Source organism: Nostoc sp. JL31 (genome assembly GCF_017114965.1).
GTDB lineage: Bacteria > Cyanobacteriota > Cyanobacteriia > Cyanobacteriales > Nostocaceae > Nostoc > Nostoc punctiforme_A.
Genome location: NZ_JABXKO010000082.1, coordinates 1 through 14,297 on the forward strand (window position 1 = coordinate 1; position 14,297 = coordinate 14,297).

The window sequence follows — 14,297 nt, forward strand, 5'->3', positions numbered from 1 at the left end:
AGTTTACTTTGACGCATTCATTGACCTTGCTACAATTCATATCTGGATTAACAAAATATTATTAGTGGGATAGGTTCATTGGATAAATGTTTCAGTTTTCCATCTGTCGCAATCATTTTTCAAATTGGTATAACTATCTCTTGCACAGAAACACCAATTTATTGGTGCAACAATTCAGTCGCGGGTCTGAATCCCGGACTGATAGCGCCACAAAGAGCAAGTCTTCTCCCTTCTCTCCCTTTGGGAGAAGGGGAGACGCTAAGAGCGAATGAGCGTCCCCGGCGCGACTCCTGAATTCTGACTCCTGAATTCTGACTTCTTCAATTGATAAATAATGTCTCAATTTCATCAACATCTAGAGGTTTAAAAAAGAAATAACCTTGACCAAATTCACATCCTAGCTGTTGTAACCATTGTAGCTGCTGTTGTGTTTCAATTCCTTCTGCAATCACTGCTAATCCAAGTTGATTGCTGAGTGTAATAATAGTTTCAACAACTTGATAATTCCGGCTTCCCTCGTGCATTTGATTAACAAAGGAACGATCTATTTTTAAGGTATCAGCAGGTAATCGATGAAGATAATTCAGCGATGAATATCCAGTCCCAAAATCATCAATACTAATTTGAATTCCTAATGCTTTCAACTGCTCTAATATCTTGATAGTCTCAATGATATTATCAATGAGCATACTCTCAGTAATTTCTAGAGTTAGGCTGTTACCATCTAAACCTGTCTGAGCTAGAGTGCGTTCCACATCCTTAACTAAAGTGGCTTTGCGAAGGTCTTGAACAGAGAGATTAACACTAACCTTCAATGGAAATTGACCAGATAACTGAGTTTGCCATCTCGCAAGTTGCTGACAAGCAGTGTAGAGCATCCAGCTATCAAGAGGAACAATCAGCCCTGTTTCTTCAGCGATGGGAACAAATTCAGAGGGAGGAACTAGTCCACGAGTGGGGTGTTGCCAGCGTACTAAAGCTTCAAACCCAATAACATGGTTTCTATTTAGATCGATAATTGGTTGATAGTATATGATAAATTCCTCTCGTTCGATAGCCTTACGAAGGTCATTTTCTAAATTGAGCCGTTTAAGTACTTGAGTGTGCATCTCAACATCAAAGATTCTATAGCAGTTTTTACCTTGACTCTTGGCTCGATACATAGCAATATCTGAATCTCGAATCAAATCGGAGGCTTGAAGATAATTTTTGGTTCCTAAAACAATACCGATGCTGGTGGTGATAAAGACTTCATATCTATTGACCATTAATGGAGCTTGAAATTCTGCCAATATACGTTCAGCAACAGCAACGGCATCTTCAATACTGTCGATGTCTTCAAGCAAGATCACAAATTCATCACCACCCAGCCGGGCCGCTAAATCTACAGAGCGAATCTGGGATTTTAGTTTCTGAGCAATAACTGTTAGTAGTTGATCGCCTGTTAAATGCCCTAAGCTATCATTGATGATTTTGAACCGATCCATGTCGAGAAACAAAACCGCGAAGTAATATGTTTCTATGCGGTTAGCTCGATTCAGAGCTAATTCTAGCCGCTTCATCAGTAGGTTACGGTTGGGTAAGTCAGTTAGAGCATCATGCAATGCATTATAAACTAGCTGTTCTTCTGCGTTTTGGCGATCGCGCAGTACAGCAATATGTTCGCTGATATCAGTGATTGTACCAACATATCCTGTGATTTTTCTTGCGGCATCGTACTCTGCAACAGCTTGTCCAAATACCCAAGTCACCGTGCCATCAGGCTTTTGAAATCGATACTCTAGTCGGAAATGACCATTTTCTCGAATTGCAGAATACCACTTATTTAAAACTTTTTCTCGTTCATCGGCATGAAGTCCTTTAATCCATCCGGTTTCGGCTGCTTCTTCAGAAGTTAGTCCGGTAAGAGAACACCAGCGTTCATTAACGTAAAAACAGTTTCCTTGAGCATCGGTTCGGAAAATGCCGACTGGAACGGCGGCAGCTAAAGAAGCATATCGTTGTTCGCTTTGCCGGAGATCCGCTTCTGTTTTTTGCCGTTCTGCAAGTTCAGTTTTCAGCTGTTGATAAGCAGTAGCTTGTTGAATTGCGATCGCCATCTGGGTCGAAAGCTGTTGCACCAGAGCAATTTCTTCCGCTTCCCACTGTCGAGGAGCAAAGCTTTCAACCACGTTCAGTAATCCCCACAGGTTGTTACCTTGGATAATCGGAACCAAAATTTTTGCTCTAATCTGTAAGCTTTCTAGTAGTTCTCGGTGACAATCACTCATCTGCATTGTGTAGATATCAGACACAACTCGAATTTTTTCGTGGCAATATAAATCAAACAAATTAGTAGTACAACAGCTATCGTAAACCTGTTTACCCAGATAAGAAATATAATCATTGCCTACGGAATCTGCAACCACAACCATGCTCCAGTCAGGTTGAAACTGCCAGATCATGACGCGATCGCAGTTGAAGTGCGATCGCACTTCAATAACTGTTGTGTTAAGAATATCCTGTAGGTTGAGCGAAGAGCGAACCTGAGTAGCAATAGTTGCAATTAATTTTTCCTGCTCTACTTTTGCCTTGAGTGTAGCTGTACGTTCTTGAACTTGCTGCTCTAATTCGGCGTTACGATTTTGGAGTAGTGCTAATTTTTCTGCTTTTAACCGATTCACATGATATTCCAAGACTCCAACTAAATTAGTTAGCTCGACTGGATTGAGTACTTTCAAAATACTGCTCTGAGTCAGTATCCCCAATAACTCTCCTTGAGCTCCAGTGACTACTATCCGCTTAACTAAATATTGCCGCATTGCCTCTTGAACTTTCCACAAAGAGTACTCAGGGCTGATTGATAAAACAGGTGTACTCATGACTACCTGCGCCTGAACGTCTTCAAAATTCAGTTCCAATGCTTGAAATTGAACAATATCTCGCTCTGTCACAATGCCAATCGGTATTTGTATGAGTTGACCTTGTGCCAGTCGTTCTTCCACAAGCACCACCGAACTGACCCGATTTTCTGCCATCAGTCCAGTTATCGCTAGCATCGAGACACTTGGAGCCGCACAAATCACTTTTGAAGTCATCACATCTCCCGCTTGGCGCAGGTGCAGCAAATCTATTGGACGTGACAATTGCTGCAAGCTTTCATGAGTCAGTATTCCAACAATTTCGTCTTGGTCATTGAGTAGGGGCAAGTGGCGAATGCGATACTGCTGGAGTAGATTCACAGCTAAGAACAAATCAGTAAATGCAGATTGGTGTAAGGAAATGACTGGATGTGACATGACATCAACAATTGCCAGATTTTCTAGTGTTCGCCTTTGAGAAGTAAGACGAACCACGTCTCGTTCAGTAAAAATGCCTAATAACTGATTCTTTTCAACAATCAACACGCAACTTGAGCGCACCTCAAGCTGTAGGGCTTCAATTTCAATATTTGCTTCTCTTGAAGATGAACACACAGTATGACTACCACTCATCTGACCAATTGCCGCCATCACAGATGTACTTGGTGAAACGCTCAGCGGATTGCGAATAATCGCTGACTCCAGATCAAGCGATGTCAAAGCAGTGGAAGATATTAACATTCGTATAAAGGCATTAAAAATTTTACAGTTGATAATTTTATGATGCCCGTTTCACTACCCTACTGAACACAGTCAAGAATTCGCCTTAAAATATATCACCTGACTATTCGTGCAACTAAAACAATAGCATTGCAACTCTAAAAGACTTGTGTGTTATACACCGTAGCTCTACAAACAGAGAAGTTTTCTAGATAAAAGTAGACATCTTGCAAAAGTAACTTTTGCAAGATGTTGGAGTGCATATTAATAGTTAAAGGGGAATGGCACTAAGAAAAGCCCAAAGGCTTGTGTAGTAGGGCTGTATTTTTTCTTAGTGCCATTCGGTTAAAGGGTAAAGGAAAATTCTATACCTTTACCCTTTTCCCCACTTCTGCAAGAAGTCGAGTGAACAGTCAGATTAATAATAGCTGCCAGATTTCCGATGTTCCAAAGCCGTGACACCAGCATTTTCCAACACTTCACCACCATCGATAACGGCATAAATTAACCATCGATCGCCACATTGAAGCTGATTTTGCACTGTACATTCTAAATAGGCTAATGCCTCATTCAGAATCAAACAACCATTCAGAGCAGTTTTTGTGGCAAGATTTGCAAAGGGATTATCGCCTAAAGTGCTATGACGAGAAAAATAGCGCCGCACATTTCTTCCTTCTTTGAGGATGTTCAGCACAAATTTATCGCCAGGATGATGCATTAAATCTGCATTTTGCTCGTTAGCGATCGCAATCATAATTCCTGGCGGATTAAAAGTTGCCTGCGATACCCAAGAAGTTAAAACCCCTTTGTGAGTTTCTTCATCACGAGTTGTCACAACACACAGAGAACCAATGATTCGCCCCACTGCTTGTTCGGTACGATCTACATGAGTTTCTGTGACAATCTGACGGGAAGTCCGCAGTTTTTTGGTTTTCTTCAAGTTTTGGGCAAAAAAAGCACCGGCTTCTTGACACTGCTGGAGAATCTCAGGAGTAGGGCTGAAACGCACCCGAATTGTTTCAAACCCTAGTTGATAATTAGCATCTTTGAGCTTGCTTTCGATTAAATCTATTGCCTCGCCACTCCAGCCGTAAGAACCAAACACCCCAGCTAACTTAGTTTTAGCCGCCACCGAGAGAACTATTCCTAAAGCAGTTTGAATTTGAGTCGGTGCATGGCCGCCTAAAGTGGGTGAGCCGATAATCAAGCCATCGCAGGATTCTACAATGCGGTTAATCTCCGCAGAATCGGCTAGTTCACAGTTGATTGATTCTACATTAACTCCATTTTGGATCAAACCTTGAGCGATCGCATTCGCTAGGATTGCTGTATTTCCATAAGCAGAAGCATAGAGCAAAGCGACACTCAATTCTTGAGATTTTTGTCCTTGACACCATTGACGGTAATCATAAGTAAAACGACTCAAGCTGTAACGCACAACTGGCCCGTGTGCTGGGGCATAACATCTGGCTCCCAAAAGCGATATTTTATCTAAGGCTACTTCGACTTGTTTTGCTTGGGGCGCATGGAGACATTCAAAATAGTAACGACGTTCCGCATCTAATCCCTTCCAATCTTCATCAAACAAAGTATCTTCGCAAATATGAGCGCCGAAAAGTTTGTCTGTATAGAGAATTTTTGTGGCGGGATCGTAGGTACAAAGCCCATCCGCCCAGCGGGGAGTTGGTACGGTGATAAATGATAGAAGATGTCCTTGTCCTAAATCTAGAGTATCCTGCGATCGCATCGCTTGAATAGGTGATTCAAATTCGGGAAAGGCAGCGTTGAGAGCATTGGCGGCGGGGCGAGAACAAATGAGAGTGGCTTGAGGAACCAGAGAGAGCAATACTTGCAAGGTTGCTCTGCGGTTCGGGTTGACATGACTGAGAACAATGTAATCGAGGGAGATGAAATCTAGACGTTGTGCTAGCTGCTCAAGGTAAATTTCGGTAAAAGATTCGCCGGGAGGGTCAATTAAAGCCTTTTTATCAGCTTGAATCAGATAAGAATTCGCTGTAGTTCCCCGTTGACGGGAATATTCCACCTCAAATTTTAGTCTGTCCCAAGTCCGCGATCGTAAAATCAGAGTATTTTTACCAATTTCAGCAACTTGTACATCTCTGCTATGGTTGGGCGTTAATGTGGCAGCAGACATAATAACCTCTCTTAATATGGGCATGGGGCATGGGGCATGGGGCGTTGGGCGTTGGGCATTGGTTATTATCCTTGTCTCCCTCATCTCCCCAATTCCTAACTCCTAACTCCTAACTCCCTATTTTTAATGACCATTGGTTTGTGTTAGTTCAGACTTTGCTCGGCTTCTATAGCGTTTAGAGACTTCTTGTTCTGGGTCGATACCTTCAAAAGTAGGGGGTAGCCAAACTCGGAGAAATAGTAGTACTCCCAGGACTAATAAAAAGGCACAAGTTGCTAAAACTTGACTCCAACTTGTTTCTAGAACACCTTTAACAATGACTTCCCGCAAAGCGGAAACGATGGAAACTTCAACAGCTACCCCAATAGATACTCGATGTTCTTGCAAGTAAATAATCAACAATCGGAATAGCTCAACTAAGATAAGTAAAAAGAGAATATCGGCAGTAACAGCATGAAAATCTAGAGGCGGAAGTAAGGAGAGAAACATATCCCTCACCTGAAGCACCATGAAGCTAAATAAACCGATACACAAAGAAATTACAATTACATCTTGGATAAATTCCAAGCTTCGGACAACGCGCCCTCGATTGATTTCGTACATCGTAATCGGGGTGTCTTCAACAGATTTATACATAGTTTTTTGTGATTTTGTAGAGACGCGATTCATCGCGTCTGTGTGGAGCAGAGGGGGCAGGGAGCCTAATGACCAATGACCAATGACAAATGACCAATGACTATTTAATAATGATTGCCAATTTTGCGGTGATGGGCGGCAGTAAGTGCATCTAACTTGGAAACTCTTCCAGTTTGGACTGTGCTATAAATTACCCAATGATCTCCACAATCCATGCGGCTAGTAATTTCACATTCCATGTAAGCTAAAGCTTCAGCTAAAACGGGTGATTCATTGGTGGCTGGATATGTTTTTACTCCCGCAAATCTATCTGCACCAGGGGCAAAACGTTTGAGAAAATGTTTCATTAATCCTTGATATTTGCCTTCTTCTAAAACATTTAAAACAAAGCGATCGCCAACATGCATCAAGGATTCAATTGCCCGATCTTTGGATACTGCGATCGCTACTCCCAAAGGCTCAAGACTGGCTTGTGTCACCCATGAAGCCAACATCGCACTCTGAATTTCTCCCTTTTTGGCGGTGATAATGTATAATCCTGTGCTAATCCGACCTAAAGCTTTTTCTAGCTCAGTATTGATAGATTTGATTTGTTTAATGGTGCGATCGCGGTTCAGCCATTGACCCAAGTCTGTCCCTGCTTCATCACAAAGCTGTTCTGTTGCTTGAGTAGGAATTTCTTTAACTAAAATAGGTGGAAACGCTTCAGTTAATCCTAGTTCTTGAAACTTATTGCGTAACGGGTAAATTGGTTCATCTTCTCCACCTCCAGACTCTAATAAACCAATTGCTTGTTTCTTATTAACAGCAGCTAAAATAGTGCTTAAAGCCGCTTGAGCCATTGCCGAAGATTGGGCTGGCATGGCAATTACTAAACCAGAGGCTTGTGCAACTAATTCTCGCACTTCTTGAGGCTCGGCACTATTGAAGTCTACTAATTCTATTGCCACATCTGTTTTCGCGCATCCATGTGCTATTGTACGGACTAAATGCTCGCTATGTCCGTAATCTTCCACATAAAATAGAGCCACTAAAGTCTCTCTTTTTGCTTGTTCTAAACTCCAGTTTTGATACCGTCCAAGCCATTCAGAGATAGAGTGTTGTAATAAAGGACCATGTCCTGTAGCAACAGTTGCTATTTCTAACTTTTCAATCCGCTTTAAAGCTGCCAAAACAGACCGGGCATTTGGTCCCATAAGACAATCATAATAATATTTAAAATCTTCCTCAAGTAAGGTGATATTTTCATCATAAGTGTGGTCATCACAGTAGTGCATCCCAAACACATCACAGGTGTAGAGAGTGGAAGTTTTATGGTTATAGGTCAAGATTGTGTCAGGCCAGTGTAAGTTAGGTGCAGAGATAAATTCTAATTCGTGTCCGTTGCCTAAATCTAATCGCTCTCCACTTTTCACCTGTATTGATTTAAAAGGCTGGTGAACCATATTTTCTAGAAATTGAATAGCTACCTTAGCACCAACAACAGTAATAGAGGGAGCTAATTCTAAAATATTTTTCACTAAGCCACTGTGGTCTGGTTCTGTATGGCTAATAATCAAGTAATCTATTTTAGTCAGATCGATTAATCCCGCCACTACCTCAAGATATAATTCCTCAAACTTGCGGTGAGATGTGTCAACTAAGGCAATTTTTTCTCCCTGAATTAAGAAAGAATTATAGGTTGTACCATTACGTAAACCGAACTCGATATCAAAACGTTCTCTATCCCAGTCGAGACAACGAATAGCTGTCGTTTGAGGAGCAATTTCAACAGTTTGAATCGTCAAACGTCCTGGGCTGGGAGTAACTTGAGTAAGCTCTATGAGTGCAACCATTTGTTCTCTCCAAAAAGATTATTATCTGAAGCGGGTGTTCTGTCTCTTATATTTACTTGAAATAGTCAATTAGTAAAATGTCAATTTCTAAAGCTAATCATCAGAAAGTTTTATTCATTATTTAGCTTGATTTACCATTGAATTGCTCGATGTTTATCATTACTTTTCTCTTCAATAATGGATGTGAGAAAATGTAAATACTAAGTTAAAATGTTTACGCATGTCGTTAACCTTTCTTCCTCCTCCCATACAACAAATCAACAGCAAAATCGCCCGTCACGCTGGTGTCGATCTGTATGTGCTGCGTTTGGATCTCATGCACCCGTGGGTTAACGGCAATAAGTGGTTTAAGCTGAAATACAATCTTTTGGAGGCCAAGGAGAAAAATTTTACAACCCTGCTAACCTTTGGCGGTGCTTATTCCAATCACATCTATGCAACTGCGGCGGCTGGTAATCTTTTTGGTTTTCGCACCATCGGCGTAATTCGTGGCGAGGAGAGGCTACCATTAAACCCGACGCTGAGTTTTGCTGTACAACAGGGTATGCAGCTTGTGTATCTGAACCGCGAAATGTATCGACAGCGCAACACACCAGCGTTAGAAGAATATCTGCAACAACGCTTCGGCGAGGTGTTTATCATTCCCGAAGGCGGGAGTAATTTAAATGGTGTGCGCGGCTGTATAGAAATAGTTGGTAGTACAATCGCATTCGATCGTATCTGCGTAGCCTGCGGTACAGCTACCACACTGGCGGGGATTGCGCTTTCGTTGAATGCAGGACAAAGAGCGATCGCTTTTCCTGTATTAAAAAATGGGGCATTTCTTGCCCAAGAAATCGAAAGTTTGTTGACAAATTACCTCGCCTCTGATTTACCCACACCATATAATTCTCCCGCTTCCTTGGAATTAGTATGTGATTACCACTTTGGCGGTTATGCAAAGGTGAACGATGAGTTACTACTGTTCAGCCAACAGTTTACACAGGAACATGGTGTACCCCTTGATTACGTATATACCGCCAAAATGTTTTACGGAGTGATGGATTTACTACAGCAGGGATTTTTTAGTAGAGGTGACTCATTGCTGCTGGTACACACAGGTGGCTTACAGGGCAACGCTGGTATTGAGGAGCGTTTTCAAAGCTTTGCTAAAATTTAAGAGACGTAGCATTGCTACATCTCTACAAGGGTGCTTACCGTTTATTTTGTAAACTTTGAATGGTAGCGATGGCATGTTTCGCCACAATATCAATCTCCTCTTCTGTATTAAACCTGCCAATGCCAAACCTGATCGAGGCATAAGCTAGCTGTTGGGGGTGTCCCAATGCTGTGAGAACATGAGAAGGTGCAGTATGTGCCGACGAGCAAGCAGAACCAGAAGATATGGCCATTACTGGCTGCAATCCTAGCAAAAGCGCGGCTCCATCCACTCCCTCAACACTGATACTCAAGTTTCCCGCCAGTCGCTGTTGAGGATGTCCGTTGAGATGAATTCCTTCAACTTGCGATAGCTGTTCCCATAATCTTTGTCTTAATTGGGTGAGGCGTTGGGTTTCTGTCGCTTGTTCAGCCAAAGCGATTTCTATAGCTTTGCCAAAGCCAACAATTTGCGGTGTATACAATGTCCCAGAACGCATCCCCCGCTCATGTCCGCCGCCGTGCTGCTGGGGAGCCAGTTGTACTCTGGGATCGCGTCTGCGGACGTATAGCGCTCCAATGCCTTTGGGTCCATATACTTTATGTGCTGTTAGCGACATCAAGTCAATTTTCATCGCTTGCACATCTAAGGGAATTTTACCAATAGCTTGCGCGGCATCGCTGTGGAAAATGATATCGCGATCGCGGCACATTTCCCCAATTTCTGCCAATGGCTGCAACACACCAATTTCGTTATTTGCAGCCATCACCGATACTAAGATTGTCTCAGGACGGAAAGCGTTTTTTAACTCAGTTAAATCAATCAATCCATCTTTTTGCACAGGGAGAATAGTAATTTCAAAACCAAGACTTTTTAAATAATTACAAGGATCGATTACTGCACCATGTTCAGTGACAACAGTAATAATATGCTGACCTTTTTTAAAATAAGTTTCAGCAACACCTTTTATAGCTAGATTATTTGCTTCTGTTGCACCACTGGTAAACACAATTTCTTCTGGTGTGGCGTTGATTGCTGTGGCTAAAATTTCTCGCGTTTGCTTAACAGCAGCTTCTGCTTCCCAACCGTAAACATGACTAATACTTGCTGGGTTGCCAAATTTTTCTGTGAAGTAAGGGATCATTGCTGCTAATACCCGTTCATCTAAAGCTGTAGTAGCGTGGCAATCAAGGTATATAGGACGAACAGACATAATTATTAACTCAAACTTTGACTCAAATTTTTTAATACGCTTAGAACCTGATGCAGTTCACTTTCTCGTTTCAAAAGTGTAAATTGGTCAGACATAGCATACTTTGGCTGATTTTCTTTGGTAAGTTTCAGAAAAATAAAATCACTACCATTTGTTACTAATCCAAAAGCAGGTTTGTCTTGACTATGATTATCCAGCATAGAAACAAGTGCTTGAGGTACAGCTTCTAAAAGAGAAAAGCTAGACCTTTTAGATTCAATTACTAACAACCAAAATTGTTCTTGAATAATTCAAACATCAATTCTACCTCTAATAATTTCTCCTTCATCTTCCGCAGAAATTTCTATTGATTGCTCGCCTCTTATATAAAAAGGCTCGTCATAAAATCCAGCTAAATTGAGTAAAGGAGATAAAACTACTAATTTTACCGTTTCTTCTGACAAAGGAGGATGCTTGACTAAACAGAGAAAATGAAGTTTTATTCTGTCTAAATCTTGCTTTTCTAAATCTGTAATTTCCGGTAATTTTCCCAACCATTCTGTGAAGAATGCCTCATCTTCGGCTAGCTGGAGACTAAATCTTTCTTCCAAATAGGCAAGCCCGACATTTTGTGCTTGGATAAGTTGAACCATAATTCATTTCAAAGATGCAATATAACTATTTTAAGTAGGCAAGAGTAACATTTTGGGCTTGGATGACTTGAATCATGTTTATTTCAACTGCGAAAAGTCTAATTCCTGACTTTAATTATCACGCTAGCAGTTTCTAGCATCCAGTGGCATTAAGTGGTTGCTAATTCTCGCAATTTAGTTAAAACTGCTTGAGCATGACCTTTGGTTTTTACGTTGGGCCAAGTATAGACAATAATTCTATCAGATGAAATTAGAAAAGTTGACCGAGCAACACCCATATATTCTTTGCCCATAAACTTTTTTAACCGCCAAGCGCCGTAGGCTTCGATTAAAAGATGTTCTGGGTCACTTAAAAGGGTGATTGACAAGTTATGTTTGCTGATAAATTTACAATGGGACTTACCCAAATCTGGACTTACGCCTAAAATTTTCGCTCCTAGTGCGCTGAAGTCTTGATACAAGTCGGTGAAATCTTTCGCTTCGGTGGTACAGCCCGGTGTGTCATCTTTGGGGTAGAAGTAGAGGACAACCCACTGACTGCTGAGGTCGTCGAGAGTGACTGAGTTGCCATTTTGGTCAGGGGTGGAGAAATCTGGCGCTGGTTGTCCGACTTGGGGAATGTTGCTCATGGAGTGAGAGAGATTGTGTAGGCGTGGCCTGTTGTAGATATCGCTTTAGAATTGTACATATATTGAGTATTGAGCGATCGCACCTAACTATTCATATTTGCTGACAATGCCTAAAGATATGCAACGCCAATTTACTAACCGCGATGAGTTGGTAGCCTACCTGCGCGAACAATTCCCTGGTGCAGCAGAACGCGATGACCACATCAGCGAAACTGTGGGGGGACGCAAAGCGGCACAAAAAGCGCTGCAAAAAATTGATCCCCTTCGCTACGCCCAAACACGTAATTTCTTCGCAGGCGCAGTCACGCGTCTTTCACCTTACATCCGCTATGGCGTTTTGAGTTTGCGAGAAATTCGAGATTATGTTATTGACCAGGTACAACACCAAGATGATGCTACGAAACTAATTAACGAGTTAGGTTGGCGCGACTACTGGCAACGGTTGTATATGAAGTTAGGGGATGAAATCTGGCAAGACCAGGAAGAGTACAAAACTGGTTACACTGTGAGCGAATATGCACCCGAATTACCACAAGATATTAAAGAAGGAACTACAGGCAGGGTTTGCATTGACAGTTTCAGTCGTGATTTGAGAGAAACTGGCTATTTACATAACCACGCCCGAATGTGGCTAGCGGCTTATATTGTCCATTGGCGGCGTATTCGTTGGCAAGCAGGAGCCAAGTGGTTTCTCGAACACCTTTTAGATGGAGATCCTGCTAGTAATAATATGTCATGGCAGTGGGTTGCTAGCACCTTTAGTCAGAAACCGTATTTTTTCAACCGTGAAAACTTAGAACGCTACACCAAAAGCCTTTATTGCCAGAAATGTCCGCTTTACGGTCATTGTGATTTTGAAGGCAGTTATGAAGAATTAGAACAGCGACTTTTTCCTAAAGGCAAATTTAGCAAACAACCTAATAGCCAAAGTTGGCAGCATGGAAAGAAAGGTAAAAAATGAATAAACCAATTGTTTGGGTGCATGGAGATTGCCTCAGTCCAAATAATCCCACATTGCAAAAATACCCTGATGTCCCAGCTATTTGGGTTTGGGACGAGGCTTTGATAGAGGAATGGCAATTGAGCCTTAAACGCCTGACTTTTATCTACGAATGTTTGCTAGAGTTACCTGTTGTTATCCGCCGTGGCAATGTGGCACAAGAAATTTTAGCTTTTGCTCAAGAAAATGATGCTAATTTAGTTGTCACAGCCCATAGCCCCAGTCCCCGATTTGATGATATCTGTAATCAAATGAAGCCTTCTATAGCAGTGGAAGTGCTAGAGGTAGAACCATTTTTTGACTATGACGGCTATATCGACTTGAAACGCTTCTCGCGCTACTGGAAAGTGGCTCAAAATTATGTTTATCAAAAGCTCTCCTTTTAGGCTACCGTGTGCGCAGAAGTCGAATTACCCCCCTTAATCCCCCCGATGCATTGGGGGGAAACAGGAATCTAGTTCCCTCCCCAATGCATCGGGGAGGGTTAGGGTGGGGTAAAACACTTATTAATCAGCTATTTCAGACTTGTATGTACACCGTAGCCTTTTAGGAGAGAGGCGAGAGAGGCTTACGCTAGCTCTTAAGGGGCTGCTAGGTCTGTATTTCACGCAATTGAGAATTGCTATAGATGCAAGAAGTCTATTTACTTCAAGGGAGAAAGAAGTTTTCTAGACTAAAAGTTCTTCTCGACTAAACTTTTTGAATACTCCACAATAGTCTCAACCAATTCAAAATTCAATAATCCTCCCACATAGAAGGTCTTGCGTTGACCTTGCAGGGCTTCTAAGCGATCGTAAAATCCCGCTTGCATGACTTCTGAAGTAACGTGAGGAAAGTAAGGCCACTTATCGTAGGTGTAGTAATCATCATCTACTTGCACTCCCAAATTCTCTAATGTCTTTTGAATCCCTTGGAGAACATCTGCTTTAGTAATTTTTTCCTCACGATCTAGGCGAGTGTAAAAAGCAATCAGGTCATTGTCAGCAAACTGTTGAGCGATAAACCAGGGATTCCCCACCACATTTAAGGGAATGACATTAGTTACCGGGGTTGGCATTTCCAGTTCGGGAATCAGATAGGTAATCAAACTGTAGGGATTGAGAATAATCTGCTCAAATAGGTCTTTTTCTGCTGACGACAAGTCGAGAAAGGTGTTGAGGACATTCAGCGTCAACGGACAAGCTAAAACCAGATAGTCAAATTCTAAAACTTCTTCATGGGTAACAATCTTGTCAAGAATCTGCTCTTGCTCAGTCAACCGCACTCGTGTAATTGCCCCACGCTTGATTTCCTTGATGTCAATATTCAAGCGGACATTTAGTCCCCAAGCAACACGCTCCCAGAAGCGTTGGAAACCATCAGTAAACCGTTTAGGCCAACCGCAGCGCATATCTGCACCGTAAGTAACTAAAGTCCCAAAGGTTTCTAGGGTCATGTATTTTAACCCACATTCCGCAGGTGCACTCGTAAATGCTGTATTTTTGAAAATGACGTAAATG

The 14,297-nt window shown here is 41.9% G+C and carries 10 protein-coding genes and 1 pseudogene; 3 read left to right on the forward strand and 8 right to left on the reverse strand.

The annotated features are described in order from the left end of the window. Positions 1-320 precede the first annotated feature (320 nt). From HWQ43_RS18975 to HWQ43_RS18990, 4 genes are all read right to left on the reverse strand, one after another. A complete protein-coding gene (locus HWQ43_RS18975; RefSeq protein ID WP_292736906.1) occupies positions 321-3,581 on the reverse strand; it encodes an EAL domain-containing protein in 3,261 nt (1,086 codons plus the stop codon). Between the two features lie 397 nt (positions 3,582-3,978). Then, positions 3,979-5,715, reverse strand: coding sequence for a diflavin flavoprotein (locus HWQ43_RS18980; protein WP_292736908.1), 1,737 nt, complete (start codon positions 5,713-5,715; stop codon positions 3,979-3,981). A gap of 123 nt (positions 5,716-5,838) precedes the next feature. Then, on the reverse strand, positions 5,839-6,351 hold the full coding sequence (locus HWQ43_RS18985; RefSeq protein WP_292736910.1) for a phosphate-starvation-inducible PsiE family protein: 513 nt from the start codon (positions 6,349-6,351) through the stop codon (positions 5,839-5,841). A gap of 104 nt (positions 6,352-6,455) precedes the next feature. After that, the gene (locus HWQ43_RS18990; protein WP_292736912.1) at positions 6,456-8,186 is read right to left on the reverse strand and encodes a diflavin flavoprotein; all 1,731 of its coding nucleotides are present in this window, start codon (positions 8,184-8,186) and stop codon (positions 6,456-6,458) included. A 220-nt stretch (positions 8,187-8,406) separates the two neighbouring features. On the opposite strand from HWQ43_RS18990, the gene HWQ43_RS18995 reads away from it, so the two are divergent. Beyond that, entirely contained in the window at positions 8,407-9,345 is a 939-nt protein-coding gene (locus HWQ43_RS18995) for a 1-aminocyclopropane-1-carboxylate deaminase/D-cysteine desulfhydrase (RefSeq protein WP_292736914.1), read from the forward strand. Between the two features lie 34 nt (positions 9,346-9,379). Here the strand turns inward: HWQ43_RS18995 and HWQ43_RS19000 are convergent, their stop codons facing one another. The 3 genes and pseudogenes from HWQ43_RS19000 to bcp form a co-directional block, all read right to left on the reverse strand. Further along, a complete protein-coding gene (locus HWQ43_RS19000; protein ID WP_292736916.1) occupies positions 9,380-10,537 on the reverse strand; it encodes an aminotransferase class V-fold PLP-dependent enzyme in 1,158 nt (385 codons plus the stop codon). A 5-nt stretch (positions 10,538-10,542) separates the two neighbouring features. After that, positions 10,543-11,169 (reverse strand): annotated as a pseudogene (locus HWQ43_RS19005) (restriction endonuclease subunit R). Between the two features lie 149 nt (positions 11,170-11,318). Continuing rightward, the gene (bcp, locus tag HWQ43_RS19010) at positions 11,319-11,798 is read right to left on the reverse strand and encodes a thioredoxin-dependent thiol peroxidase (protein ID WP_292736918.1); all 480 of its coding nucleotides are present in this window, start codon (positions 11,796-11,798) and stop codon (positions 11,319-11,321) included. 106 nt (positions 11,799-11,904) lie between these two features. Between bcp and HWQ43_RS19015 the strand changes: the two genes are divergently transcribed. Together HWQ43_RS19015 and HWQ43_RS19020 are read left to right on the forward strand one after the other, a co-directional pair. Beyond that, positions 11,905-12,759 (forward strand): FAD-binding domain-containing protein, encoded by an 855-nt coding sequence (locus HWQ43_RS19015; protein ID WP_292736920.1) that lies wholly within the window; start codon positions 11,905-11,907, stop codon positions 12,757-12,759. Further along, on the forward strand, positions 12,756-13,184 hold the full coding sequence (locus HWQ43_RS19020; RefSeq protein ID WP_292736922.1) for a hypothetical protein: 429 nt from the start codon (positions 12,756-12,758) through the stop codon (positions 13,182-13,184). Before HWQ43_RS19015 ends, HWQ43_RS19020 begins: the two co-directional genes overlap by 4 nt. A 287-nt stretch (positions 13,185-13,471) precedes the next feature. Here the strand turns inward: HWQ43_RS19020 and HWQ43_RS19025 are convergent. Next, positions 13,472-14,297: FAD-dependent oxidoreductase (locus HWQ43_RS19025; protein ID WP_366932858.1), on the reverse strand; the 826-nt coding region annotated here is incomplete at its 5' end.